This window comes from Candidatus Darwinibacter acetoxidans, from assembly GCF_041936445.1.
Classification (GTDB): domain Bacteria; phylum Bacillota; class Limnochordia; order Darwinibacteriales; family Darwinibacteriaceae; genus DTU010.
The window spans coordinates 1-1275 of record NZ_JBHGXH010000234.1; the positions used below are offsets into that span (position 1 = coordinate 1).

Below are 1275 nucleotides of genomic sequence, written 5' to 3' on the forward strand. Positions count from 1 at the left end.
CGGTCTGGGCGGTGTCTCCATCAGCCGCCGCAGGTCCTCCAAGCCCGCGTCCTCATAATCGGAGGCGGCAAGGGTGATCGGCTCGATATGATAAGCAAATGCCTGATACAACTCCGGATGCTTGTCCGCGATCAGCTCGCCGATAGTCAGGAAGGGCTGAACGTCGCGGCGGCGGAATTTATAAGTCATGGAGTGGCCCCCTTTCGTGTCATGCCGTTTCTCTTTTCGCTTGAATTATCTCCGCCACCGTTACGTGAAGATGACGCTCCTTCACGTACTCTTCGTAAAGCTCAGCCACAGCCACACTCTCCCCGGCCATCACAGCGATCACCATGCGATAAATCAGGGCGGTGGTGGTCATGGTGCGTCACCCTCCCCTTCATCGCCGTCCTCCGCCAGCTGCACGCCGCACAAAATATGCGCGTAGTCAGCGATCTTCTTTAGCTCCTCCGGGTTGCCCGTTTCGCCGTAGCGGGCGGCATACTTGATAATACTCGCCAGGCAGAAATGCTCCGCGTAGCCCAGCGAAATGATCAAGTCCATCGGCTCGACACCGGGCACGATATAGTGATCGCTGCCCTGCGTCTGGCAGTATTCCTTGCCGCGCTCTCTGGCCTCATAGACGCTGGGCGGGCCTGCAGCTTTCCCTTTATGCCTGCTGCTTAAGTAGGTCTTGATCTCCGGCAATGCGAATCCCGCAGCATCCAGGTAGGCAATAAACTGATCTTTTTTGCTGTTCACTTCACGTCCCCCCTCTTTCTGCCGTTGTCGCTGTTATTTTCCGTCGCCTCCAGCGCGATGGCCTTGATCCCGTCGTTCCGCAGGATCCGCTCTGCAGTGTGCTTGGCTTCAGGGGCGGCGTTGGCCTCGACGGCCATCTGGAACATTCCTTTGACGATGTATAGCACCTAAATCCCCCTTTTCAGTAGGTCATCCACCCCGCGGCAAAGAACATACTCCCCGCCGTGCGCTTCAATGTCGGACTGGAATTTTACCTGATGGACACTTTGCCGCCCCCGCGCCGTTTTCAGCTCGATAAAAAGCACTCGGCCGCACTTGACAGCGATTAGATCCGGGATTCCTCTGTATGCGCCGAGCCCCTGGAGCACATAGAATACGAACCAATTGCGCCAACGAAGATAATCCTGCACTTGCTGCCGTATGTCAGTTTCGGTCATTTTCGGCCCGCTCATTTCTTCCGCTCCTTTTCCGCATAGTAATTCCGGCTGCTGTCAAGCCGCGCCCCGGCACACAGACAGCAGGGCTTGCTTGTGA

General features: G+C 56.8%; 5 protein-coding genes. All 5 read right to left on the reverse strand.

What is annotated here, in order from left to right:
• Window positions 1-189: hypothetical protein (locus tag ACE4YL_RS08705; protein WP_461369538.1), on the reverse strand; the 189-nt coding region annotated here is incomplete at its 3' end.
• A gap of 19 nt (window positions 190-208) precedes the next feature.
• Window positions 209-361: a hypothetical protein gene (locus ACE4YL_RS08710; protein WP_461369539.1), complete on the reverse strand. Its 153-nt coding sequence runs from the start codon at window positions 359-361 to the stop codon at window positions 209-211.
• Complete coding sequence (locus ACE4YL_RS08715) at window positions 358-741, reverse strand: DUF3310 domain-containing protein (RefSeq protein WP_461369540.1); 384 nt, start codon at window positions 739-741, stop codon at window positions 358-360. Before ACE4YL_RS08715 ends, ACE4YL_RS08710 begins: the two co-directional genes overlap by 4 nt.
• Entirely contained in the window at window positions 738-908 is a 171-nt protein-coding gene (locus ACE4YL_RS08720) for a hypothetical protein (RefSeq protein WP_461369541.1), read from the reverse strand. The genes ACE4YL_RS08715 and ACE4YL_RS08720 overlap by 4 nt, the downstream gene beginning before the upstream one ends.
• Window positions 909-1193, reverse strand: coding sequence for a VRR-NUC domain-containing protein (locus ACE4YL_RS08725; protein WP_461369542.1), 285 nt, complete (start codon window positions 1191-1193; stop codon window positions 909-911).
• Window positions 1194-1275 lie beyond the last annotated feature (82 nt).

What these genes read in the sequence shown, in the direction of transcription:
- ACE4YL_RS08725 (WP_461369542.1), bottom strand. Translation starts at nt 1,193, where the DNA reads ATGAGCGGGCCGAAAATGACCGAAACTGACATACGGCAGCAAGTGCAG.
- ACE4YL_RS08710 (WP_461369539.1), bottom strand. Translation starts at nt 361, where the DNA reads ATGACCACCACCGCCCTGATTTATCGCATGGTGATCGCTGTGATGGCC.